This window comes from Anaerolineae bacterium, assembly GCA_025062375.1.
Classification (GTDB): domain Bacteria; phylum Chloroflexota; class Anaerolineae; order SpSt-600; family SpSt-600; genus SpSt-600.
The window spans coordinates 118,566-143,164 of sequence record JANXAG010000001.1; the positions used below are offsets into that span (position 1 = coordinate 118,566).

At 54.2% G+C, this 24,599-nt stretch carries 20 protein-coding genes and 1 pseudogene; 18 read left to right on the forward strand and 3 right to left on the reverse strand.

Translation table 11 applies throughout. The annotated features are described in order from the left end of the window. The first annotated feature begins 5 nt into the window (after positions 1-5). The 18 genes and pseudogenes from NZ653_00605 (at position 6) to NZ653_00690 (ending at position 20,323) form a co-directional block, all read left to right on the forward strand. The gene (locus NZ653_00605) at positions 6-455 is read left to right on the forward strand and encodes a F0F1 ATP synthase subunit epsilon (protein ID MCS7285630.1); all 450 of its coding nucleotides are present in this window, start codon (positions 6-8) and stop codon (positions 453-455) included. Next, the gene (locus tag NZ653_00610; GenBank protein MCS7285631.1) at positions 448-1,452 is read left to right on the forward strand and encodes a rod shape-determining protein; all 1,005 of its coding nucleotides are present in this window, start codon (positions 448-450) and stop codon (positions 1,450-1,452) included. The genes NZ653_00605 and NZ653_00610 overlap by 8 nt, the downstream gene beginning before the upstream one ends. A 21-nt stretch (positions 1,453-1,473) precedes the next feature. Beyond that, entirely contained in the window at positions 1,474-1,893 is a 420-nt protein-coding gene (locus NZ653_00615) for a hydrogenase iron-sulfur subunit (GenBank protein MCS7285632.1), read from the forward strand. A 26-nt stretch (positions 1,894-1,919) separates the two neighbouring features. After that, complete coding sequence (locus NZ653_00620) at positions 1,920-6,386, forward strand: FAD-dependent oxidoreductase (protein ID MCS7285633.1); 4,467 nt, start codon at positions 1,920-1,922, stop codon at positions 6,384-6,386. Positions 6,387-6,395: 9 nt separating this feature from the next. Continuing rightward, positions 6,396-6,818 (forward strand): hydrogenase iron-sulfur subunit, encoded by a 423-nt coding sequence (locus NZ653_00625; GenBank protein MCS7285634.1) that lies wholly within the window; start codon positions 6,396-6,398, stop codon positions 6,816-6,818. After that, on the forward strand, positions 6,815-7,498 hold the full coding sequence (locus NZ653_00630; protein ID MCS7285635.1) for a methylenetetrahydrofolate reductase C-terminal domain-containing protein: 684 nt from the start codon (positions 6,815-6,817) through the stop codon (positions 7,496-7,498). The genes NZ653_00625 and NZ653_00630 overlap by 4 nt, the downstream gene beginning before the upstream one ends. 206 nt (positions 7,499-7,704) lie before the next feature. Next, positions 7,705-8,640, forward strand: a complete 936-nt coding sequence (locus NZ653_00635; GenBank protein ID MCS7285636.1) for a methylenetetrahydrofolate reductase — start codon at positions 7,705-7,707, stop codon at positions 8,638-8,640. A gap of 32 nt (positions 8,641-8,672) precedes the next feature. Continuing rightward, entirely contained in the window at positions 8,673-10,055 is a 1,383-nt protein-coding gene (locus tag NZ653_00640) for a heterodisulfide reductase-related iron-sulfur binding cluster (protein ID MCS7285637.1), read from the forward strand. Continuing rightward, positions 10,055-10,450: a HEPN domain-containing protein gene (locus NZ653_00645; protein MCS7285638.1), complete on the forward strand. Its 396-nt coding sequence runs from the start codon at positions 10,055-10,057 to the stop codon at positions 10,448-10,450. The genes NZ653_00640 and NZ653_00645 overlap by 1 nt, the downstream gene beginning before the upstream one ends. Continuing rightward, a pseudogene (locus tag NZ653_00650) lies at positions 10,398-10,676 on the forward strand (nucleotidyltransferase domain-containing protein). The gene NZ653_00645 and the pseudogene NZ653_00650 overlap by 53 nt, the downstream one beginning before the upstream one ends. 78 nt (positions 10,677-10,754) lie before the next feature. Then, the gene (locus NZ653_00655) at positions 10,755-11,378 is read left to right on the forward strand and encodes a cyclodeaminase/cyclohydrolase family protein (GenBank protein ID MCS7285639.1); all 624 of its coding nucleotides are present in this window, start codon (positions 10,755-10,757) and stop codon (positions 11,376-11,378) included. An 11-nt stretch (positions 11,379-11,389) separates the two neighbouring features. Next, the gene (locus NZ653_00660; protein ID MCS7285640.1) at positions 11,390-12,268 is read left to right on the forward strand and encodes a bifunctional 5,10-methylenetetrahydrofolate dehydrogenase/5,10-methenyltetrahydrofolate cyclohydrolase; all 879 of its coding nucleotides are present in this window, start codon (positions 11,390-11,392) and stop codon (positions 12,266-12,268) included. 11 nt (positions 12,269-12,279) lie between these two features. After that, positions 12,280-12,864 (forward strand): biotin transporter BioY, encoded by a 585-nt coding sequence (locus NZ653_00665; GenBank protein MCS7285641.1) that lies wholly within the window; start codon positions 12,280-12,282, stop codon positions 12,862-12,864. A gap of 331 nt (positions 12,865-13,195) precedes the next feature. Beyond that, positions 13,196-14,977, forward strand: coding sequence for a formate--tetrahydrofolate ligase (locus tag NZ653_00670; protein ID MCS7285642.1), 1,782 nt, complete (start codon positions 13,196-13,198; stop codon positions 14,975-14,977). A 98-nt stretch (positions 14,978-15,075) separates the two neighbouring features. Continuing rightward, positions 15,076-15,408: a heavy-metal-associated domain-containing protein gene (locus tag NZ653_00675; GenBank protein ID MCS7285643.1), complete on the forward strand. Its 333-nt coding sequence runs from the start codon at positions 15,076-15,078 to the stop codon at positions 15,406-15,408. Positions 15,409-15,432: 24 nt separating this feature from the next. Continuing rightward, complete coding sequence (cooS, locus tag NZ653_00680; GenBank protein MCS7285644.1) at positions 15,433-17,421, forward strand: anaerobic carbon-monoxide dehydrogenase catalytic subunit; 1,989 nt, start codon at positions 15,433-15,435, stop codon at positions 17,419-17,421. 110 nt (positions 17,422-17,531) lie between these two features. Beyond that, positions 17,532-19,817 (forward strand): acetyl-CoA decarbonylase/synthase complex subunit alpha/beta, encoded by a 2,286-nt coding sequence (gene acsB / locus NZ653_00685; protein ID MCS7285645.1) that lies wholly within the window; start codon positions 17,532-17,534, stop codon positions 19,815-19,817. Positions 19,818-19,915: 98 nt separating this feature from the next. Next, positions 19,916-20,323, forward strand: coding sequence for a CBS domain-containing protein (locus NZ653_00690; protein ID MCS7285646.1), 408 nt, complete (start codon positions 19,916-19,918; stop codon positions 20,321-20,323). An 80-nt stretch (positions 20,324-20,403) separates the two neighbouring features. On the opposite strand, the gene NZ653_00695 is transcribed toward NZ653_00690, so the two are convergent. From NZ653_00695 to NZ653_00705, 3 genes are read right to left on the reverse strand one after another with little or no spacing between them, the layout of a single operon-like run. Continuing rightward, positions 20,404-21,735, reverse strand: a complete 1,332-nt coding sequence (locus NZ653_00695) for a hypothetical protein (protein MCS7285647.1) — start codon at positions 21,733-21,735, stop codon at positions 20,404-20,406. 11 nt (positions 21,736-21,746) lie between these two features. Next, on the reverse strand, positions 21,747-23,150 hold the full coding sequence (locus tag NZ653_00700; GenBank protein ID MCS7285648.1) for a C69 family dipeptidase: 1,404 nt from the start codon (positions 23,148-23,150) through the stop codon (positions 21,747-21,749). Between the two features lie 19 nt (positions 23,151-23,169). After that, complete coding sequence (locus NZ653_00705; protein MCS7285649.1) at positions 23,170-24,597, reverse strand: aspartate aminotransferase family protein; 1,428 nt, start codon at positions 24,595-24,597, stop codon at positions 23,170-23,172. Positions 24,598-24,599: the final 2 nt, after the last annotated feature.

Here is a 24,599-nt window from a genome sequence, read left to right on the forward strand (position 1 = left end):
GGGTTATGCCCCTGCGTCTGGAGATAGTGACTGGAGAGAGGATGGTTTTTTCCGATGAGGTGGATATGGTCATAGCGCCGGGGGTTGACGGGCAAATTGGGATTTTGCCGAAGCATGCTCCCCTTCTCACAGCCCTCAGCATTGGAGAGCTCAGAGCTCGGAAAGGAGAGGAGGAGTTTTCCTTCGCTATAGGCGGTGGTTTTATGGAGGTATACAGGGACAGGGTTATAGTCCTGGCCGATACTGCTGAAAGAGCGGAGGAGATTGATATCGCCCGGGCCGAGGAAGCTCGTCGCAGGGCTATGGAGCTCCTCAAGGAAAGAGGCCGGTTGAGTCGGGAGGAGTTCGCTCAAGCGGAGGCGAGGCTCCGCAAGGCCATGACCAGGATAAAGATCGCGCAGCGCTACCGCTGCCTCCAGATACCCAGGATTGAAGAGGAAAGGGAAAATGTTTGAGAAGCTGATAGGTATAGACTTGGGCACCTATAACGTCATAATCTACGTAAAAGGGAAAGGCATCGTGATCCAAGAACCCTCCATCGTGGCTATATCCAAGAAGGAAAAAAGGATTGTGGCTATAGGCAAAGAGGCCATGACGATGCAGGGGCGGACTCCGGAAAGCATCGATGTGATGCGCCCCCTTAAGGATGGAGTTATTGCCGATTACCTGGTGACGGAGGCCATGCTCCGGTATTTTCTGGAAAAAGTATGTGGTCGCTTTAACCTTTTCAAACCCAGGGTTATGATAAGTGCTCCGGTGGGCATAACCAGCGTGGAGACCAGGGCTGTCCACGATGCGGGAATTCAAGCTGGTGGAAAGGAAGTTTACCTCATTCCCGAACCCCTGGCCGCTGCCCTGGGCGCGGGGATGCCCATCCACACTCCCACTGGGAACATGGTGGTAGACATAGGAGGAGGAATTAGTGAAGCGGCTATAATCTCCATGAACGAAATCGTGGTAGCGGATGCTGTCAGGGTTGGAGGGCTGAAAATTGACGAGGCCATTGCCTCTTACATTCGTAAGAAATACAATCTCCAGATAGGCGAGGGGACTGCTGAGTCTGTCAAGATAGAGATAGGCAGTGCTCTTCCCCTTCCAGAGAAGCTTAAGACGGAAGTCAAGGGCAGGGATTTGGTGACGGGTTTGCCTAAAACCGTCGTGGTCAATTCCGATGAGGTAACCGAGGCTATAACTGAGCCCCTTAAAGCCATCGTTAATATGGTGAAGAGGGTGCTGGAGAAGGCGCCGCCGGAGCTGGCTTCGGATATAATTGACCGGGGGATGCTCCTTACAGGTGGGGGAGCACTTCTCAGAAACATGGATCGGCTTCTCACCAAAGAGACGGGCGTCCCTTGCTACGTGGCCGACAATCCTATGGCTTGCGTGGCTATAGGAGCAGGGAAAGCGTTGGAGGACTTTGACAGATTAAAGAGGAGTCTTATAACATTTTAAAGGGATGAGCGGAGGTGAAAGGTGGAATTTCAGCCGGAAATCACCCTTTTTACCTGTATTTATTGCGGATACATGGCTGCTGACACGGCGGGAGCTCTGCGGATTCAATACCCTCCCTGTACGAAATTAATTCGCTTCCCGTGCACCGGGAAACTGGATGTGCGTTACATCCTTGAAGCCTTTGAAAAAGGAGCTGATGGAGTAATAGTGGTAGCCTGTCCCATAGGTAACTGCCACCATTTCCACGGCAACATTCAGGCCGCAAGGCGGGTTGGATATGCTAAAAAACTCCTGGGCGAGATCGGCCTCGGAAGCGAGCGCCTGGAGATTTTCTACATGTCTGGAGGGCAGGGAGGGACTTTTGCCAATGCTGTTAATACCATGGTGGAAAGGCTCAGGAAATTGGGGCCCAACCCTCTAAAGAACGGCCATAAGGGATAGGCTGCCTTTAACAGGAGGAGGCAACGATGCCTGAGGTGAAGGGTTCTGTTCTGGTGGTAGGAGGGGGTGTAGCTGGCATTCGGGCAGCTTCAGACCTGACCGCTGCTGGATTTAAAGTTTACCTTCTGGACAAAGACAGCGCTATCGGCGGGAAGATGGCCCAGCTTGATAAGACTTTCCCCACCAATGACTGCGCTATGTGCATACTCTCCCCTTGGCTAGTAGATATAGGACGAAACCTCAACATAGAAATAATCACTAACGCTGATCTTTTGAGTTTGGAAGGAAAGCCAGGCCGCTTTATAGCGACGATTCGCCGTAGACCTCGCTACGTGGACGAGGCAAAGTGCACAGCCTGTGGCGATTGCACCAAAGTATGTCCTATTACTGTGCCCGATGAATACAATGCTGGGTTCGCTCAACGCCGGGCCATCTATAAACTCTATCCTCAGGCTGTTCCCAATGCTTTTGCTGTATCCAAGCTTGGAATTTCCCCCTGCAAGAACGCCTGTCCTGCTGAGACGAGCGCTCAGGGCTATATAGCTCTAATTACTCAGCGCCGCTACAAAGAAGCTCTGGAAGTGATCAAGCAGTATAATCCGTTTCCTGCCACTGTGGGGCGAGTGTGCACTCATCCGTGTGAGGATGCCTGCAACCGCGGCAAAGTGGATGAACCCATAGCTATTTGTGCTCTCAAACGTTTTGTTGCTGACTACGTTTATGAGCATTTCGGTGATGAACCTGTTTCTAAGATTGAAATTCCTCCTGATGCTCCCAAAGTGGCAGTGGTCGGATCGGGCCCTGCAGGGCTTTCATGCGCTCACCAATTAGTGAGGATGGGGTATCGGGTGACGGTTTTTGAGGCTCTACCTGTGCCTGGCGGGATGATGCGGGTAGGTATACCCCCTTTCCGTCTGCCCAGGGAAATACTGGAGAGAGAAATCAACAACATTATCGCTCAAGGTGTGGAGCTTAAGCTAAACCATCCTGTCCGTGACATCAATTCCCTTTTTGAGCAGGGCTACAAAGCAGTTTTCCTGGCAATTGGTGCTCACGAGCCTCAGGAGTTAGGGATTCCCGGCGAAGACGCTGCGGGCGTTTACCATGGTGTTCCGCTTCTCCGGGCCATAAACCTTGATGAAAAAATTGAGCTGGGGCACCGTGCCGTGGTGATTGGAGGCGGAAATACCGCCTTAGACGTGTCTCGGACTCTTCGTCGTCTGGGTGTGGAAGAAGTTATCGTCGTCTATCGCCGTTCCCGTGAGGAGATGCCCGCTAACCCTGAAGAGGTACGCCAGGCTGAAGAAGAAGGAGTTAAATTCCTGTTTTTAGCTTCACCGCTGGAAGTAATCACCAATGCCGGCCGAGTTAAAGGGGTGAGGTTTATCCGTAACCGATTGGGCAAACCGGATGCTTCTGGCAGGCGGCAGCCTGAACCCATACCAGGCTCGGAGTTCGTCATAGACTGCGATATGATGGTGGCAGCGGTAGCTCTCGCTCCAGAAATATCTTTCCTGAGCCCTGATCACGGTCTGGTTATAACTCCCAGGGGCACTATCATGGTTGACCCCGATACACTGGCAACAAACCGCCCGGGCATATTTGCTGGTGGTGATGCCGTCTGGGGGCCCAGAGCTGTTATCCACGCTATCGCTGACGGTCGCCGGGCTGCCATTTCTATTGACCGTTATCTTCGCGGCTTACCGCTTAAGACCCCACGACAGGAAGCTCCCCCTCCAGTGGTAGAGCTCCCCGAGGAAGAATTGCGGGAACGGGTCTTGCGTAAAGAGATAAAACCTGCCAAGCGAGTTACCATACCCACCCTCAGCTTTGAAAAGCGCCTTAAAAGCTTTGAAGAGGTAGAGCTTACTCTTGACGAGGAAGCAGCGGTAGCTGAAGCTCTGCGCTGTCTGGCCTGTGCTATCTGTTCCGAGTGCTACCAGTGCGTGGAGGCCTGTCAGGCAAAAGCGGTAACACTGGAAACCCATCAAGCAGTAGACCGGATAGAAAAACTGGAAGTAGGAGCTGTGGTCCTGGCCCCTGGTTACAAACCCTTTGACCCCTCCGTTCTGGAAGAATACGGCTTTGGCCGTTTCCCCAACGTGGTAACTTCCATCCAGTTTGAGAGGCTTCTTTCTGCCTCCGGCCCCACTGAAGGCCACGTGGTTCGCCCTTCCGACGGCAGGAAAGCTAAGCGCATCGCCTGGCTCCAGTGCATCGGCTCCAGGGACCAGGAGCATGACTACTGTTCCTCAGCCTGCTGCATGTATGCCACTAAGCAGGCTATAATGGCCAAGGAACATGAGCCCGATACTTTCTGCCAGATTTTCCTGATGGATATGCGGGCCTTCGGTAAGGGTTACATGGCCTATTTCAACAGGGCCAAAAGCGAATACGGCATCGTTTACACCCGCAGCCGTATCTCAGCTCTGTTTGAGGATCCTCACACCAGGGATATCCTGATCCGCTATCAAGAAAACGGTAACTTCAGGGAAGAGCGCTTTGACCTTGTAGTGCTTTCGGTAGGGATGGAGATACCGGAAGATGTTAAGGAGCTGGCTCAAAGGCTCGGGATAAAGGTTAATGAATACGGCTTTGTGGAGAATTCCCTCTTTGATCCCCTCGGGACCGGAAGGGAAGGGATTTTCGCTTCGGGGGTCTTCTCCGGCCCTAAAGATATACCTTCATCGGTTGTAGATGGAAGCGCTGCGGCTGGGGCCATAGGTGAACTTCTGGCTTCGGCCAGGGGCACAGAGGTAGCTGTTCCTGTTTATCCTCCTGAGATTGATGTAAGTGGCCAGGAGCCCCGCATTGGAGTTTTTGTGTGCCACTGTGGCTCCAACATCGCCGGCTTCCTGGATGTGGAAGCGGTTACCGAATACGCTCGCACCCTTCCGGGGGTGGTATATGCCACCCACAACCTCTACACCTGTTCCCAGGATACCCAGGAGCTCATTAAGCAGGCCATCAAAGAGCACAACCTGAATCGGGTGGTGGTGGCTTCGTGCACCCCTCGCACTCACGAACCCCTATTCCAGGATACCATCCGCCAGGCGGGCCTTAACCCCTTCCTCTTTGAGATGGCCAACATCCGCGACCAGTGCTCGTGGGTTCACTCCCACCAATGGGAAGACGCCACTGAGAAGGCCAAGGACCTGGTAAGGATGTCTGTGGCAAGGGCTGCCAGGCTCGAGCCCCTCCACACTATAGACGTCCCGGTCCGCAAATCAGCTTTGGTCATAGGTGGCGGGGTGGCCGGTATGACGGCAGCTCTCTCCCTTGCGCGGCAGGGCTTCCCGGTTCACCTGGTGGAGAGGGAGAAAGAGCTGGGTGGCAACCTCCGCCGCATCCACTACATCCTTGAAGGTGAAGACCCCCAGGCTTTCCTGGAAAAACTTGTGGCTGAAGTAACTTCCAATCCCCTCATAACGGTACACCTCAACACCAGAGTGGTAGAACATTCGGGGTTTGTCGGAAACTTCTTTGCTGTGCTGGAGGGCCCGGATGGGCAACGCTTCCACCTTGAGCATGGAGTCACAATTGTGGCCACGGGTGGTGTGGAGAACAAGCCCCAATCTTATTTTTACGGGCAGCATCCATCTGTCCTTACCCAGCAGGAACTGGAGGAGAAGCTCGCCCGGGGAGAAATCCCTTATGGGCCTGTGGTGATGGTTCAGTGCGCTGATGACCTGGCCGAGAAATATTGCTCGGGCATATGCTGCACTCAGGCCCTTAAGAATGCCCTCAAGCTCAAAGAACTTCAGTTTGATATCCCCATCTACATCCTCCACAGGGATATAAGGGTCTATGGCTTGAGGGAGCGCTATTACACCCTGGCCCGCAGGAAAGGGGTTCTCTTTATCCGTTACGATGAAGCTTTGAAGCCTCAGGTGGAGCCCGATGGAGATGGAACTCTGAGAGTTCGCGTGAGGGATGCAGAAATTGGGGAAGAAATGGAGCTCAGGGCAAACCCGCTGGTCCTGAGCACCGGGGTTGTGCCTTCGGAGGGAGTGGAAGAGCTGGGCAAAATCCTTAAAGTTCCCCTCATGCCCGAGGGTTTCTTCTGGGAGGCTCACATAAAGCTTCGCCCTGTGGATTTTGCCTCGGATGGGATTTTCATGGCCGGGGTTGCCCACTGGCCCAAGCATCTGGATGAAACCATAGTTCAGGCCAAAGCTGCAGCGGCTCGCGCTGCCACCATCCTGGCTCAGGATACGCTAAAGGTGGGTGGCATCGTAGCGGTGGTGAGCCCTGAGAAATGCACGGCTTGCCTCACCTGTGTCCGGGTTTGCCCATACAATGTCCCGCGGATTGAGCCCGCGCTTGTGGGGGCTGGTGGTATAAAGGGTGCGGCTTACATTGAGCCAGCCCAGTGCCATGGCTGTGGCATCTGTGTCGCTGAATGCCCGGCCAAAGCAATACAGCTTATGCATTACAGGGATGACCAGATTGAGGCCAAAGTGGAGGCCCTATTTGAAGTCACATTGCAGTGAGGTAAAGCTATGCCCGATTTTGAGCCCATAATTGTGACTTTTGCCTGCCACTATTGCGCCTACGGTGCTGCTGACCTGGCAGGGGTGATGCGGCTTCAATACCCTGCTTCCATCCGCATCGTGAAAGTCCCCTGCACCGGCAGAGTGGATGTCCACCACATCCTCACGGCCTTTGAGAAAGGGGCCGATGGGGTGATAGTGGCGGGATGCAGGATAGGGGACTGCCACTTCCAGGATGGGAATGTAAAGGCCACGAGAAGAGTTCAATACGCCAAAAAGCTCTTGAAAGAAATAGGCCTTGACGAAGAGCGCCTTGATATGTATTATATGTCTTCGGCCGAAGGGGCCCGTTTTGCGGAAGTAGCGGCCGAGATGACGGAGAAGATAAAGAACCTCGGGCCCAATCCATTGCGCAAGGAGGCCAGGAAATGATAATTGCTGACCGCAAGCCTTTTGAGGAAATAAAAGCAATGGTAGCCCCCTTTAACCGCATTTTGGTCCTGGGCTGTGGGACATGCGTAACGGTGGATTTTTCGGGAGGAGAGAAGCAGGTGGGCATCCTGGCTGCCGAACTGAGGATGGCCCGCCAGTTGGAAGGGAAACCGCTGGAAACAGTGGAATATACTGTTCAGCGCCAATGCGAATGGGAATTCATAGACCCTATTGCTGAGATGGTGCGCGGGGTGGATGCGGTGCTCTCCATGGCCTGTGGGGTTGGCGTCCAGGCCATGGCCGAGCGCTACCCCGATAAGATAATCCTGCCGGCCCTCAATACCGTGATGATGGGAATGCCCATAGAGGCCGGGGTTTTCGTGGAGCGGTGTGCCGGATGCGGCAATTGCGTCCTGGCTATCACCGGAGGCATATGCCCCATCGCCCGCTGCTCCAAAAACCTCCTCAACGGCCCGTGTGGTGGTTCCCAGAACGGCAAATGCGAAGTCAACCCTGAGATAGAATGCGCCTGGCAGTTGATTTATGAAAAGCTCAAATCTATGGGCCGACTGGATGTTCTGCTGGAGATTGTGGAGCCAAAGGACTGGCGCCCTGCCGGCGGTGGTGGTCCAAGGAAAATCCTTAGGGAAGAGGTTATGATTGAAAAGGTAGAGGTGTGAGAGGAAAGGGGGTCTGGTGAAGCCTGAATTCGCGCAGGGTATGATAGACCACCTGAGGGAGAATGTGAGTAAGCTTGGGGCTTACATTGACCTCTTAGGATGAGTTTCTGATGTTAAGGCTGTGAAACAGAGTCTCAGAAGAACGCGGAAGATTTTGAGCGCTTTGCGGGCTACATCTTTAGAGCCTTTAAGGAGGAGCTGACAAAATGAGCGAACGTGCTCCCGTTAGCCGGCTTGAGAAAATTCTGACCAAAGGAATTTTTGCGGTTACAGGCGAATTGGGGCCACCTAAAGGTGCTGATCGCTCCGTTATTGAACACAAAGCCCAGTACCTCAAAGGCGTGGTGGACGCTGTCAACATAACCGACTGCCAGACGGCAGTAGTGCGGATGTGTTCTATGGCTGTGGCCAAGATCCTCCTGGAGCTCGGCATAGAGCCCACCATGCAGATGACCTGCCGTGACCGCAACCGTATTGCTATCCAGAGCGACCTTCTCGGAGCCTATGCTCTGGGCATCCGGAACATCCTGGCCCTTACCGGTGACCACCAGAGCTTCGGCAACCACCCCGAAGCCAAAGGGGTATTTGACCTGGATTCTATCCAGCTCCTTCAGGTCATCCACAAGATGGGGGAAGAAGGCGTTTTTGCCAATGGGGAGGAAATAGAAGGGGGGCCGGTTCGTTTCTTCCTGGGGGCGGCCGAGAACCCCTTTGCCGATCCCTTTGATTTCCGCCCTTACCGGCTGGCCAAAAAGGTCAAAGCCGGAGCTCGCTTCATCCAGACCCAGATGATCTACAATGTCCCCAAGTTCGCCCAGTTCATGCAAAGGGTTAGAAATCTCGGCCTTGACGATAAAGTTTACATCCTGGCTGGTGTTGGGCCGATAAAAAGCTACGGTGCAGCCAAATACATGGCCACTAAAGTGCCAGGGATGGATGTCCCGGAGGAAATTCTGGAAAGATTGCGCAAAACCCCGAAAGATCAGCAGAAAGAAGAGGGGATAAAAATCTGCGTGGAAATAATCCAGCAGGTGAAAGAAATTCCGGGTGTGGCTGGGGTGCACATAATGGCTATAGAGTGGGAAGAAGCTGTGCCGCAAATAGCGGAGATGGCTGGCCTCCTTCCCAGGCCAGAAGTTTGAGATAAGGACCACATTCCCGAGGAGGCTCTGCAATGGGAGAACTCGCACGGTTGATCAACAAAGAGCTTGGAACCAACGTTTTCCTCTGCTATCAATGCAAGAAATGCACCAATGGCTGTCCGCTGGCTGATAAATTTGACCTCACCCCTCATCAGCTCATGCGTTACCTTCAGCTGGGGCGCGATGATGTGGTTCTTCGCTCCCGCACCGCCTGGCTTTGTGCTACGTGCTACACCTGTAGCACCCGCTGTCCCCAGGATCTGGATATCGCCCGGATAATGGACGTGGTCAAGGTGGAAGCGCAGAAGCGGGGCATCCCATCACCATTGCCACAAATCTATGCTTTTGCCAAGGCTGGTGTGAACAACATCCGCCTCTTTGGCCGGATGTATGAGCTGGGGATGATGGCCGAAATGTACCTGCGTATGCTTCTCAGCAGAAGCCTGGACTTTAAAGGTGTCCTCCAGCGGGATGTCCCGATGGGTATAAAGATGTTTCTCAAAGGCAAGTTGAGGCTCTTGCCGGCGCGCCCTGGTAGACCGGAAGGAAAGGCTCCCGAAGGCGTTCTGGGATATTATCCCGGCTGTTCCCTCCACTCCACCTCGGCCGAATACGATATGTCTGTTAGGGCAGTATTCCAGCACCTGGATGTGCCTCTTTATGAACCTGAGGGCTGGATATGCTGTGGCACTTCTCCTGCTCACTCTACCGATCATGTTCTGGCTGCGGCCCTGCCCATGCAAAACATGGCCATCTTTGAAAAGGCCGGCCTGAACAGAGTGATGATGCCCTGTTCTGCCTGTTACTCTCGCTTTAAAGCGGCCGTTTACGATATCCAGCGCAATGAAAAACTGGCGGAAGCTGTGAAAGAACAGACAGGCTACGAATACAGAGGAGGCATCCAGGTCCTTCACCTTCTGGAAGCTCTTGAGGATGTGGGGTTCGGTAAAATTTCAGAAAAAGTAACCCATCCTCTCAGCGGCCTCAAAGTTGTCAGCTATTACGGTTGCCTTATCACGCGGCCGCCTAAGATTGTGCAGGCTCCTCATTACGAATACCCAGTGATAATGGACAGGCTTGTAGAAGCCACCGGAGCCCGAAGCTTGGACTGGTCGTACAAGACTTATTGCTGCGGTGGGTCTGTAACCCTGAGCAAGACTGACGCTGTGCTGGACATGATCCGCCGCATCATTGAAGATGCCCACAACGTCGGAGCCGATGCCATCGTGGTGGCCTGCCCCCTCTGCCAGATAAACCTGGATACCCGTCAGGACCTATTGGGGCTGGATTACCGCATGCCTGTGATTTACATAACCCAGCTTCTGGGCCTGGCTTTCGGCTTGAAACCTGCGGAGCTGGGCTTCCAGAAGCACTTTATAGACGTAAGCCCGGTTCTGAAAGTGGTAACAGCTTAATGGAACGGAGCAAAGATTGGATGGAACAGGCCGAATGGGATCTTGAGCACGCCCTGCACGACCTGGAGCATGGTTTTTACGACTGGGCATGCTTTTCTGCCCAGCAGGCGGCTGAAAAAGCCACCAAGGCGGTTTTCCAGAAACAGGGCGCTGTTGCGTGGGGGCATTCGGTGGCGGAGCTTCTCCGCGAATTGCAGAGGCATTTTGATATACCTCAAAGCCTGATAGAAGCGGCTATGGAGCTTGACCAGGCTTATGTGCCAAGTCTTTACCCTAATGTTTTGCCTGCTGGAGCCCCGAAAGGGGCCTTCACAGAAGGACAAGCCAAGCGGTTGATAAATTATGCAGGCGAAATCCTCAGGGTCTGTAAGGATATTCTATCCGGAATGGACTAAGGAAGAACTGGTGCAAAAGTTAAGGGAGGGCGCGGCGAGGCTGAGCCTGTTCCTTCCTGTCAAGGAGGTTATACTCTTTGGTTCGTGGGCGCGTGGCACTTACACTGTCGCCAGTGATGTGGATTTGCTGGTGATCTATGAGGGAGCAAAGAGGGAAGATGCTTTCTCCCTTGTGAAGAAGACAGTTAACGTCCCCCGTTTAGAACCGCATGTTTATACGGAAGAGGAGTTTGACGCGCTGGGGCCTGGCTTTAAAGCCGCAGCGCGCCAGGGGTTGCTAATCTATAAAAAAATGGAGGTCCCTATGCTTGCCGAAAAACCCCTAAACCAATTTATGGATGAACTTGCCAGCTCAGCTCCTGCTCCCGGAGGCGGAAGCGTGGCTGCTTTGGCCGGAGCCATGGGCGCTGCCCTGGTGAGCATGGTCTGCAACCTCACTATCGGCAAGAAGAAGTATGCTGATGTGGAGGAAGAGATAAAGGCCATCCTGGAACAATCGGAAGCTCTGCGCCGGGAGTTTCTGAACCTCCTGGAAGCCGATGTGGCGGCTTATACCAGGGTATCGGAAGCTATGAAAATGCCCAGGGAAACCGAAGAACAGAAAGCCATCCGGGAGGAAGCTCTTGATAAGGCCCTCAAGGAGGCTACGGAGGTCCCTCTGCGGGTGGCAGAGGCCTGTGTCAGAGTTATAGACCTCTGCCGTCCTGTGGCTGAGAAAGGCAATGTAAACGCTGTAAGCGATGCCGGAGTAGCTGTGGTGATGGCAGAGGCGGGATTGCGCAGCGCTGCCCTCAACGTGCTCATTAACCTGGGCTGGCTTAAGGATGAGGACTTCAAAAAAGAAGCCCAGACCCGCCTGGACAAACTGTTGGAGGGCAAATCACAGCTTAAAGAAGAGATTTACGAATTTGTAAAGAGCAAACTTTAAGGAGGTGACAGATGCCCGCTCAAATCCTGGATGGCCGTTCGGTAGCGAAAGATATTCAGGCAGAAGTAGCAGCAGAAGTGGCCTCTTTCAAAGAGAAGTATGGCGTGATCCCCACCATAGCAGTGGTAAGAGCGGGGGAAGACCCCGCTTCCGTTAGTTATGCCAACACGATAAAGAAAACCTTTGAAGGCAACGGTCTGGGCTTCAGGCTTCATGTGCTTCCAGAAACGGCCCCTCAGGAAGAGATGGTAAAGCTGGTAAAGGAGTTGAGCGCTGACCCCACTGTCCACGGCATAATAATTCAAGAGCCCTTCCCCAAGGGCTGGGATGAAGCCCTCATCAAAGAAAGCCTTGACCCTGCCAAAGATGTTGATGGGGTTCACCCGGTGAACGCTGGGAGGTTGGCCCAGGTTGCCCCGGTGGGCCGACCTCCGGGAGTGATGGATTACTTCGTACCGGCCACTCCTCTCGGCGGGCTTGAACTCCTCAAGCGCTATGGCATAACGATAAGCGGGAAGAGGGCCGTAGTGGTAGGCCGGTCCAATATCGTGGGGAAGCCTATGGCTTTGCTCCTCCTGCGGGAGGATGCCACGGTGACCATATGCCACTCGCGAACCCCGGACCTGGGGGCTGTCTGCCGGGAAGCTGACATCCTCTGCGTGGCGGTTGGGCGGGCTAAGCTTATCACCGCTGATATGGTTAAACCCGGGGCAGTGGTGGTGGATTTTGGCGTTAACGTGATTGATGGTAAAATAATAGGAGATGTGGACTTTGAGTCAGTGAAGGAGGTGGCCGGAGCTATAACCCCTGTCCCTGGGGGCACTGGCCCGATGACGAACGCAATGCTCCTCAAGAATGTTCTTGAAGCAGCTAAAAGACAGGTAGGATAAAGGGTAATCTCATGACCATAGCCGAAGCTCTGCGGCCTTATATCGCTAAAAGGCATCTTGCTATCTTCTACGATTTAGCTCTCGTTATTGGAGGCAGTATCTTTGTAGCTCTGGCGGCTCGCATTGCTATACCCCTTCCCTTCACACCAGTCCCCATTACAGGACAAACCTTAGCCGTGCTTCTGGTGGGGGCTGTCCTGGGCAGCAAACGAGGGGCTTTAAGTATGCTCCTATACCTGCTGGAAGGCGCTGCTGGACTTCCGGTCTTTGCTGGAGGGACAGGCAGCCTTCACCGTCTTTTAGGGCCCACCGGAGGTTATCTCTTTGGGTTTGTAGCCGCCGCTTTCGTAACCGGTTGGTTAGCGGAGCGTCAGTGGGATAGGCGGTTTTGGAGCAATTTCCTGGCAATGCTGATTGGAAACATCGTCATCTACCTTTTCGGTTTACCCTGGCTGGCCCGATTCGTAGGGGTGGAAAGGGTGTTGCCTTTAGGGCTTTATCCCTTTATCCCCGGCGATCTGGTCAAGCTCGTTATAGCAACCTTAAGCTTGCCTTCGGTCTGGAAATTGATAGGAGGTGATAGGAGCTTTGCTTAATTGGTTCAAACAGGCTGGCCGAAGCATCCCAGCACGCTGGACAGCAGAGTGGGCCTGCTTCGCCTTTAACCAGGCAGCTGGGAAAGCGGCGAAAGCACTGCTGCCCGTGGGATTGGGATATAGTATGCCCTTTACAAGAAGAGCGCTGGATTAGGATACCAAATCTATACCAGGGCTGAAATGAAAGAAGAGGTCATGCGGGAGGCCATCTGGGTTTACGAAGGGGAAGAAAGGAAAGCCTGGGACTGCACAAGGTCAACTTCTCAGCGCAATCTGACCGGGCGAAATAAGCCACGGTTAAATTCCAAAATACTCCAAAGGAGGAGTAGAAATGGCAAGGGAACTCTTGGTCAAACGTGTTGAACCCGTTCCTCCCGATATCGTGATTTCCCAATCCGCCAAACTTCGTCCGATCATAGAAGTGGCTGAAGAGGTGGGGCTCACTGAGGATGACCTGGAGCTCTATGGAAAGTACAAGGCCAAAGTTCACCTGGAAGTTTTGGAGCGCTTCAAGGACAAGCCCAATGGCAAATACATAGATGTGACGGCTATAAACCCCACACCCCTGGGCGAGGGCAAGACCGTAACCACCATAGGGCTCAGCCAGGCTCTTTACTACCTGGGCAAGAAAGTCTTCACCTGCATCCGCCAGCCTTCCATGGGGCCCACTTTCAGCATCAAAGGAGGGGCGGCAGGTGGCGGCTACTCCCAGGTTGTTCCGATGGAAGATTTTAACCTTCACCTCACGGGCGATATCCATGCCGTGGGCGCAGCTCATAACCTCCTGGCAGCTGCCATAGATGCCCGTATAATGCATGAAGACCGCCTCACCGATGAGCAGCTGGCCAAGATAGGCCTCAGGCGCCTGAACATTGACCCTTACTCCATTACCTGGCCGCGGGTAGTTGACATCAACGACCGTGCCCTGCGGAAGATTATCATCGGATTGGGGACCGAAGAGGATGGGCGGCCCAGGGAGACGGGTTTTGATATAACCGTGGCTTCGGAGATAATGGCTATACTGGCCCTGGCCACAAGCCTCAAGGACCTGCGGGAGCGCCTGGGCAGAATTGTCATTGGAACTGATAAGAAGGGTAACCCCATCACAGCTGAGGACCTGGGTGTAGCCGGGGCAATGACTGTGCTCCTGAAGGATGCCCTGATGCCCAACTTAATGCAGACTCTCCAGGGCAACCCGGCTTTCGTCCACACAGGGCCTTTCGCTAACATTGCCCACGGTAACTCCTCCATAGTGGCCGACTACATCGCCCTGAAGCTGGTAGGAGAAGATGGCTACGTGGTTACCGAATCGGGCTTTGGCGCTGACTGCGGCATGGAGAAGTTCTTCAACATCAAATGCCGGTTCTCGGGTCTCATCCCCAACTGTGTGGTGGTAGTAGCCAGCGTCAGGGCTCTAAAGATGCACGGTGGCGGCCCCAGGGTTGTGCCCGGAAGACCCCTCGACCCCGCTTACACCGAAGAAAACCTGGAGCTTGTGGAGAAGGGCCTCAGCAACCTGGAAGCCATCCTTGATATCGTTAAACTCTTCGGGGTTCCCGCAGTGGTGGCCATTAACCGTTTCCCCACCGATACCAAAGCGGAGCTGGAGCTCATAAAGAAAGCAGCCCTGGAATTTGGTGCTGAGGCCGCTTGCATCTCCGAGGTCTGGGCCAAAGGTGGGGAGGGCGGAGTAGAGCTCGCCGAGGCTGTAATTGCCGCTGCCAATAAGCCTTCTCAGTTCCGCTTCCTCTACCCACTGGACATCCCCATCAAGGAAAAGATTGAAATAATCGCTACCAAAGTCTACGGGGCTGATGGGGTGGATTACAGCCAGGAAGCCGAACGGAAGATCGCCCTCTATACCAAGCTTGGCTACGATAAATTCCCCATCTGCATAGCCAAGACCCAGTATTCCCTGAGCCACGACCCCAACCTGAAAGGCCGTCCCAAGGGGTTCCGGCTTCCCGTCCGCGACATAAGGGCCTCGGTGGGGGCTGGTTTCCTCTACCCGCTCTGCGGCGAGATACGCACGATGCCCGGTCTCCCCAGCCGGCCAGCCTTTATGGACGTGGACATTGATCTGGAGACCGGAAAGATAAAGGGCCTGTTCTAAGGGAAAAAGGGGGCGGGCTTCACCCGCCCCCCTTAAATAAAAAAACATGGCTTGCGCAAATCTGATAAAATTGGTATAATTTTACGGGAGGAGGAAACATGGAAAAGGTGGTCATTGACCTTCCTTCAATGTATGGTGACCATCACGTCAAAAGGGTTAGAGAGGTGCTCCTGGGTCTGGAGGGGGTTCAGGACGTTTACGCCAGCTCCATGCTAAGGAAAGTGGTTGTTTCCTACGACAGCTCCAAACTCAGCCCCTCGGTTCTGGAATCAAAGCTTAAGGAAGCTGGGTACGAACCCGGAAAAGAACCTGAAATCCCTCGTCCACCGCGCCACACCGAAGACCAATCCCCCTGGTTCAAAGTGATAAAACGCGTCACTCAAACCGACCGGCGTGATATTGAGATGGCCGGTGACTTCAGGAGGTATTAAATTAAACTCTGGGAGGAATAAACCATGGGAGGGAACGGATATAAAAGCATAGATCCAGCTGCTCAGGAAATGCTCAGGATTGCTGAGGAAGAGGGCTATGAAACGGTATTTTCCAGGGCGGAAGAAATTAAGCCCTGCCCTATAGGGCGGGATGGAGCTTGTTGCAAGCACTGCTTCATGGGCCCATGCCGCCTGGTGGGCAAAACCCTCGTCGGGGTTTGCGGTGCTACCCTTGACACAGTGGTGGCGCGCAACCTGGCAAGGGCTATCGCCGCTGGTTCGGCCTCCCACGGAGACCACGGGCGCGATATGGCCCTGACCCTTCTGGCGGCGGCCGAAGGCGAAGCCCCCGATTACCGCATAAGAGACCTCCAGAAACTCCTGGAAGTGGCTGATATCCTGGGTGTGCCTTACAAAGACCGGGATGAAAAGGATATAGCCAGGGATGTAGCTCTCAGGGTTCTGGCTGAGTTCGGCCAGCAGAAGGGAGAACTTACTTACCTGAAGCGTGCTCCTCTGCGCCGTCAGGAAATATGGCGAAAGTATGGGATCGCCCCCCGGGGCATTGACCGCGAGGTGGTGGACCTGCTGCACCGAACCCATATGGGGAATGATCAGGACGCTGAGCACTTGCTCCTGGGGGCTATGCGGTGTGCTCTGGCCGATGGGTGGGGCGGTTCAATGTTCTCCACTGATATCACTGACATCCTCTTTGGTTCCCCCGCTCCCCTGAGGACAAAAGCCAACCTTGGGGCCCTGAAAGAGGACGAGGTTAACATCGTAGTGCACGGCCATGAGCCCCTTTTCTCCGAAATGGTGGTCCTGGCGATAAACGACCCCGAACTCATTGAGTATGCCAAATCTAAAGGAGCCAAGGGCATCAACCTGGTTGGAATTTGCTGCACTGCCAATGAAACCCTTATGCGCCAGGGGATTCCCACTGTGGGCAACTTCCTCCATCAGGAGCTGGCTCTCCTTACTGGCGCCGTTGACCTGATGGCTGTGGATGTTCAGTGCATAATGCAAGCCCTTGCCCCGTTGGCAGATCAATTCCATACCAAGTTCGTCACCGTCTCGCCTAAGGTAAAGGTTAAGGGCGCTATTCACGTGGAGTTTGATGAAAGCCGGGCCCTGGAAATCGCCAAGCAGATAGTCAGAATGGCTATTGACAACTTCCCCAACAGGGGCAAGGTCCGCATACCCAAGCATGTATCCGAGGTGGTGGCAGGCTTTTCCCACGAATACATAACTTACGCTCTTGGCGGCTTTTTCCGTGGCTCTTTCCGCCCCCTCAATGATGCCATCATCCAGGGACGCATCCGGGGAGTAGCCGGGGTGGTCGGGTGCAACAACCCGCGCTCCACTCAGGACGCCGCCCACGAATACATCGTCAAAGAATTCATCAAGAACGACGTCCTGGTGGTGCAGACAGGGTGCGGAGCCATTGCGGCGGCGAAGTATGGGCTTATGCTTCCCGAAATGATGGAGGAGGTTGGCCCCGGACTGAGGGAAATCTGCGAGGCCGTGGGCATCCCACCTGTCCTGCACATGGGTGCGTGTGTTGATAACACCCGCATCCTCACCGTAGCCAGCCAGATGGCCACCGAGGGCGGCCTGGGAGAAGACATCTCTGATCTTCCGGCAGTGGGGATTGCTCCTGAATGGATGAGCGAGAAAGCCCTGGCCATCGGGACTTACTTCGCTGCCTCGGGCGTGTATGTTATGTTCGGAGTTGGCTCGCCCATTAAGGCCAGCGAAGAAGTCCAGCGCATAATGAGCGAGGGCTGGGAGAAAACGGTGGGTGGTAAGCTGGAGTTCGTGGAGGATCCCCAGGAAATTGTCCGCCGGGCCCTTGAACACATTGATCGGAAGCGGGCAGCCCTTGGTCTTGAGGAATACAACCCCGCCAGGTTCGGAAAGAGCGGCGACCGCCTCATGCTTCAGTTCCTGAAGGCTTTAGAAGAGGGCAAAGAAGTGAGTCTCTACAGTGCCAGGAGCCTGGTGGAAGCATAAAAGAGATGATTGCGAAGGGTCAGGGTGGGGCAGAAGCCCTGCCCTGACCTATAAAAAGTTCATGCTCAGCTGGCATACGATTGAAGAAACTCCTGAAGGAGGTGTAGGTCATGTCCCGGTATATTGCCACCCGTGCAATAAGAGGTGCCAACTACATCGTCAATGAAGCGGAGAAAATGCTTCAGAAAGCTCTCCAGGAGCTTGGCCCGGAGACCAAAGTGGCCTTCCCCAACACTGCTTACTACCTTCCAGTGATCTACGGCCTCACCGGTATTCAGGTCACCAAACTGAAAGACCTGGAGAAAGTTCTGGAGATAGCCAGAAGCCTTTTGCATCCTATCCCTGAAGAGAAGCATTGGCTTCCTTACCTGGGGGAAACGCTGGACTGTGGAGCAGCTACCCTCCTGGCTGAGGAAGCCATTGAAGGTATCCGCTTCGCTTACGGCCTTGAGCCCGAAAAGATAACCTGGGGTGGGTATTACATCCCTTCCGCCAGCTTCACCGCCCCCGACTTTATGAAAGGCGAGGAGGGAACTCGCCTCAATGGCCCCATTGATGACTCTCAGATGCGAGCCTGGGGCATCCAGCTGGTGGACGGGCGAATGCCGGGCTTTGCGGCTATCGTGGGCTGTGCCAAATCCAATGAAGTGGCTGTCCAGATTGTCCGGGAGCTCCAGCAGCGCAACATCCTTATCTTCCTTTGCGGCAACGTCAACGGTCGCTCTATCATCCACCAGCTCATGGAAGAAGGGGTGGAGATGGGCTATGATACTTACATTATCCCCTTTGGCACCGATACCATTTCAGCCATTTATGCCCTGGGATTTGCCACCCGCTCCGCCCTGAGCTTCGGTGGTCTCAAGCCGGGTCAGGCTAAAGAGATCTTGCTCTACAACAAATACAGGGTCTTCGCCTTTGTCCTGGCCCTTGGGGAAGTGGATGACCTCAAGTATGCCACCGCTGCCGGTGCCATAAACTACGGCTTCCCGGTCATCGCCGACACAATTATCCCCCAGATTCTCCCCACCGGTATAACCCAATACGAACACGTCATCTCCATGCCTTTTGATGACATTGAGGCCAAGGACGACCTGGAGAGGGCCAGGAGGCTTGTAGAAAAATGCATTGAGGTCCGGGGAGTCAAAGTCAAGATAACCCGCATAGATATTCCTGTCCCTTACGGCTCCGCCTTTGAAGGCGAGAGAGTGCGCCGCCAGGACATGAGGGTGGAGTTTGGTGGGAAAGATTCCCGCTGTTTTGAATACCTCTACATGAAGCCTCTGGAAGAGGTGGAGGACGGCAAGATTGAGGTCATAGGGCCCGATTTTGACGAGGTGCCGGAAGGCGGGGCCATGGACATGGGCATAGTTGTAGAGGTAGCCGGGCGCAAGATGCAGAAAGACTTTGAACCTGTCCTTGAACGCCAGATCCACTACTTCATCAACGGTGCCTCGGGCATCCAGCACATAGGCCAGAGGGATATCGCCTGGATCCGGGTTTCCAAGAAAGCTGCCCAGGCCGGCTTCAGGCTGGAACACTTCGGCAAAATCCTCCATGCCCGGTTCCACTCCGATTTTGGCGCCATCGTGGACAAAGTTCAGGTCAAGATAATCACCGATAAAGACCTTCTCCAGGAGTGGCTCCAGAAAGCCCGCGAAGCCTACAGTATCCGCAACCGCCGTCTGGAGGAGATGACGGATGAAGCCGTGGAGGAATTTTACTCCTGCACCCTCTGCCAGAGCTTCGCCCCCAACCACGTTTGTATAATAAGCCCGGAGCGCCTGGGGCTGTGCGGGGCCTACAACTGGCTGGACTGCAAGGCTTCCCACCAGATTAATCCCACAGGGCCCAACCAGCCTATTCCCAAAGGCAAAGTTCTGGATGAGTGGAAGGGCTACTTTGAAGGCATTAACCGCTTCGTAAAGCAGGCTTCCCACGGGCACGTTGAGCAGGTAGCCATGTATTCCATCATGGAGAACCCGATGACCGCCTGCGGGTGCTTCGAGTGTTTGATGATGGTGATCCCAGAGGCCAACGGCTTCATGGTGGTCAGCCGCGAGGATCCATCCATGACCCCAGCTGGGATGACTTTCTCCACTCTGGCAGGAATGGCTGGCGGTGGTCTCCAGACTCCGGGCGTAATGGGTGTGGGCAAATACTTCCTCCTCTCCAAGAAGTTTATCAGGGCCGATGGTGGTTTCAAGCGCATCGTGTGGATGTCCAGCTTCCTCAAGGAAACCATGAAGGAAGAACTCCAGAAGGTTTGCGAGCGAGAGGGTGACCCTGACCTTCTGGACAAGATAGCTGACGAAAGGGTTGCTACCACCGTGGAAGAGCTTCTGGCTTACCTTGAGGAGAAAGGCCATCCGGCCCTTACGATGCCGCCGTTGTTCTAACGGCACCGCCATGCTGGGGCGGGAACTCGGCGAGGCCGCTACTCTCAGTTCGGGGGGTCGGCCTCGCCGATGTTTTAATCTAAACGTAAGGAGGCAAGATGAAGAAGCTCGTTAGAGACATAATGCACAAAGGCGTTATTTCCTGCGGCCCGGAAACTCCCCTTCAGGAGGTAATAAGAGTCATAGCTGATACTGATGTCCACGCCATAGTGGTTACGGGCCCCGAAGGCTACATAAAGGGCATAATTTCCCACATGGATATTCTCCCCCTTTACGGCCAGGACATCTCCAGCTATAAAGCCAAAGATATCATGAAATCGCCCGTCATCTCCGTGCACCCCGATACCCCGGTGGAAGAGGCTACCAGGATAATGCTGGAAAACAAAATCCATCGGGTAATCGTTACCATTGAATCCGAAAAAGGCAGTGAACCCATCGGAGTCCTTTCCACCACGGATATCATCAGAGACATGCGTGGCCCCAAATGGGTCTGGTATATGGGATAGTTCCCCCAGGGTGTTCGGGAAATCCGGGCCGGTGAAGAGTTTGAGCTGCCCCCCTTATGCCTGAGGGTGGGCAGCCTGGTTTATTTACTGGAAGGCGCTTTTTCCCAAACCAGTGGAGCGATGGCGACCTCTCCTCTGGTCAATGTCGCCACCCAGGGCCACCCTGCAGTGGTTATGTAACAAGAGTTCTCAGAAATGCAGATGATCTCGGGAGCGTGAGCCCTGAGAGTTGTCAGTAAAGTTGGAGAATTGCGGCGCCCCCTGTATACTCCGAAGTCGTAAGGATTGTCGGAGTGAAAGACGAGGGTTTCGTTGTAGCTTTCGCGGTTCAACCAGATTTTGAACAGCATCAAGATCCCGTGGAGGAAAAAGGATTCATTGTTATACGTGAAGAGAAGGTAGTAGCGTCCCCGGTAATTAATCACAAAAGGCGACTCCATAGAAGCAAAGGGCGAATTCCTCTCGCTGCCGAAGGAACTGCGCAGAGCTGTCCTTATGTATTGCCACCGGACCAGATCAAAGGACTGGTACAGGTCAATTTGCGAAAAATATAGGCCGCGGGCAGTCGCATAGAGCAACCACTGGCCAGGTGCAACCTGAAGGACCATCGGGTCGCGGAAAAATTTGTGCATCGGCTTTGCCATGGTTACGATGTGATTTTCCCAATGAATGCCATCTGCTGACTCCATCTGATGCAGTTTGTGAGGGGACCAGAACATCCGGTATCGGGTTCCGTCGTGGATCACATGAGGGGCCCAGGCTAATTCCCCAAAATCTGCCACTGGTTCTGCTTCCACCATCCCGTCTGGAGGTGGAAATTCAGTGCTGACCCCTACGGCAAAGTATTTTTCCGAGTTAGGGTCGCCATCGGTTTTAGAGGTAATTCCAATTAGCCTCCAGTTTCCTTCGGCATCGCGGAAGATGGTATGGTCATTGATGTAATAACCCCATTTACGCGGCAAAAACAGGAGCCGCCACTCTCCGGCGATGCGCGGCACAAACAGGGGTGGGGGCTCGGTCGTTTCAATGTTAACGGTTACATTTCCCAAGGTGCGGCGGGTTTTTTCGCGTGAAGAAACCGCCACAACCCTGAATTCGCCGCTTTCACGCACCAGGAAGGAGCCGTACCTGGCTTTTCCAACCAGAATCCAGGTATCTCCTACCCGCTTTTCCACTTCGTAATGCTCCTTTTCCGGGTCCGCGATCCAGCCCAGGTGCGCCCACCCCGGCCCCGTTGCTACCTTAACCTTGATTTTTTCCTGATAGTCGCGCACTTCCTGCCGTGAGATTGAGCCATAGAAGTCGGTCTTCAGGGGTGCTTCAAGATATATTCGCTCCCCAATTTCCAAAACCAGAAAAAGCGCTATCAGGACTCCGAATATAATCCCGGCTGTTCTGATAACCCGTTTCATGGTCACCTTCCTTATGCTTTATAAGCCTCTTCAGAAGGGAATCGGGCTTCCCGGTTAAATCGTTCCCAGGCCAGGGAGAAGAGACGAGGTGGACGATGCTTTATGGGAGTTGCCAGGACGCGCTGTATCCAGCGAGCGGTGGCCTCCGCCGCTCGCTCAAAGCAGGAAGTTGTAAACTCCAGTAGATGCTTTTTTCGTATTTCAGGGTCTGCATCCCGATAGTGGGCCTGTAATTCTGTGGCCTCTTTGATGAATTCCCTCTCCAAAGCGTCCCGTTCCTCCCGGTAAAGGGCCATCCGGGTCGGAAAGTCTCTGATAACAGCCCGGTGTAACCGTTCGTGAGTCCACCAGAGGGTACGCGGATCGTAGGTGCCGGAAGGGGGAATGGAGAGGCCGAGTTTATCGGCTACGGCGCCCCCGGGAAGACCTGCCCCCAAGAAAATCGGCTTGAATATGCTCGTGCATATACCCGAAGTACCCGTAACCCAGACGACAGGCATGCCGGGGGTTAAGTGGGCCACCATGGCTCCAACGGATTGGCTGGGGCGGGTTGGGCCAAAGCCAGCATGAACGCATATAGTGTCCATAAGCCAGCCCCGGCCCGGATTCCAAAGAGGATCCTTTTCGGCTTTGGGACCGTGATCCCGCAGCGCTGCCATCATTGTTTCTACCGTGATGGCCCCCTTTTGTTTTTCCAGTAGTTCCATGGAGCGGCTATAGCGGGCCTGACACCCATCCAGGCGGGTGTAAAGGAAGTCAGAATAGCATCGGGCGAAATGGAAATCTTCCCGCGATTTAGCCCAGCCCTTTTCCAGGGCGTGCTCTACCAGATTGGAGGAGGCTCTGTCCCACCGGGAGCCGATGGTCAATCCATTGGAGATGGAACGGACATCCCGCACCTGTTCCGCAGCCCACTGTTTTCCGGAAGTTTCCAGTACCCAGGCCTCCTGTGGATCGGCAATTATAAAGGAATTGTGGTAATATGTTTTGTGGCGGAATCCGCAATTACCTCCTTGTCCGTAAGTCTCCAGAAGCTGGATGATGATCTCTAAAGCCTGCTGGGCAGTCTCCGCCCGCTCCAGTGCTAACCGGATGAAATCCATCCCAATTAGACCAGGGCCTTTGTGGTAAGGGTCACGGGTGAAGACTGCTTCGTTGCCAATAGCGACCCCATGTTCATTTACGCCCATCTCGCAGCCCCAGATCCAGAAGGGCTTACAGAGAAGGACCTCATAAGTTTCCGGAACCTGAGGGATTTCTACGTAGGTGCATTTTACCGTGCTTCCAGGTTCATGGTAGGCTCGCGGAAGATGGACTAACATGTGGGCTTCGTTGGGCTCTCGGTCGCTGTTTTTCGCCAGGATAACTGTTCCATCAGCTGTTGCTGAACCGACGGCGACCAGTGTATCGCACAAGGTTGCCTCCTTTTATTTTTCACGCATAAAGGTCGTTAAAATAGAAAATCAGCAGGTGATTAACTACCTCGTCGGGCAGCGTATCCAAAACCTCATTAATGAAGGCGGTGTCCCCGGGCAATTCAGTGGTTTTAATACCCAATCCGGATAGCACCCGGGCGATGGCCTCCGGTGATGGGTTTTCCATCAGCGCTGTGGCCACTGCCTGAACCAATTGTGGATCCGGCTGAGGTATCTTTCGGACTGTTTCCACCGCTTCTTTTAAATCAGCCAGCAGTGCCTCCACAGCATGGATAGAACCGTAAGTCACTGAGACGTGAAGGCTGCGAGGAGATAAGGGAGTGGAGAGTTGGGGTTGGAGATACCATCCCCGCCGCCGCATTTCATCGGCTAACTGAAAGACGTTGATCGTGTCAGAGGTGAAGGAAAACATGCACATATCTGGCTTACCCAGGACCCGCAGGCCCTCTATAGCGTTGATTCCATCCATGAGCCTCCGGGTGGCTTCCTGCACAGCTCGCACAATATGGCAGTATCCTTCTTCCCCGAGATAATTCAGAATCGCCCATGCTCCGGCGATCGGCGCACCGGTGCGGCTGCTCAGTACAGTTGGGTTGATCAGGGCATAACCCGTCGTTTCTGAGCAGGCAAAAATCTGGTGGCGTCTCAGTTCTTTGTCACGGTATAAGATGACGGAGCATCCCTTTGCCGCATATCCGTATTTGTGCATATCCACGGATATGGACGTGACCCCAGGCACTGCGAAGTCAAAGTCAGGCACAGGGTAACCCATCTTTCTCATAAAGGAGAGATGGATGCCTCCCACGCAGGCGTCTACGTGGAAGAGCAGCCCTTCCTCCCGGGCCAGAGCTCCGATTTCCTCTATAGGGTCTACAACCCCGTGGGAATAGCAGGGAGCAGAAGCGACCAGGAGAATGGTGTTTTCGGTGATAGCTTTCCGCATTGCTTCTACGTCGGCACGGTATGTTTCAGGATTGAACGGGACAAGCACAGGTTTAATTCCAAAATAATGAGCCGCTTTGTGGAAGGCAGCATGGGCGGTCATTGGGAGCACCATTTCCGGGGCGGTGATTTCAGGCCGTTCGGCGCGGGCCCAATCCCGCGCTGCCTTTACTGCCAGCAGGATGCTCTCCGTTCCCCCAGAAGTTACGTTCCCCACAACCTTTTCATCCCCTCGCAGCAAATCCGCCAGCATTCTGACAACTTCTACCTCCAGCCGCAACAGGCTGGGAAAGACTGTTGGATCCAGAGCGTTTTCGGTGAGAAACATTGTATAGGCTTGGTCGACCAATTCGCGGATTTCATCTCCTGGATTGTAAACGTAAGCCCATACTTTCCCTGCTTTCCAGTCCAGGTCATGGGCTTTGAAGCGCGCCAATTCAGCAAAAATTTCCTCTTTAGGACGACCTTTCCGCGGGATAGGCATGG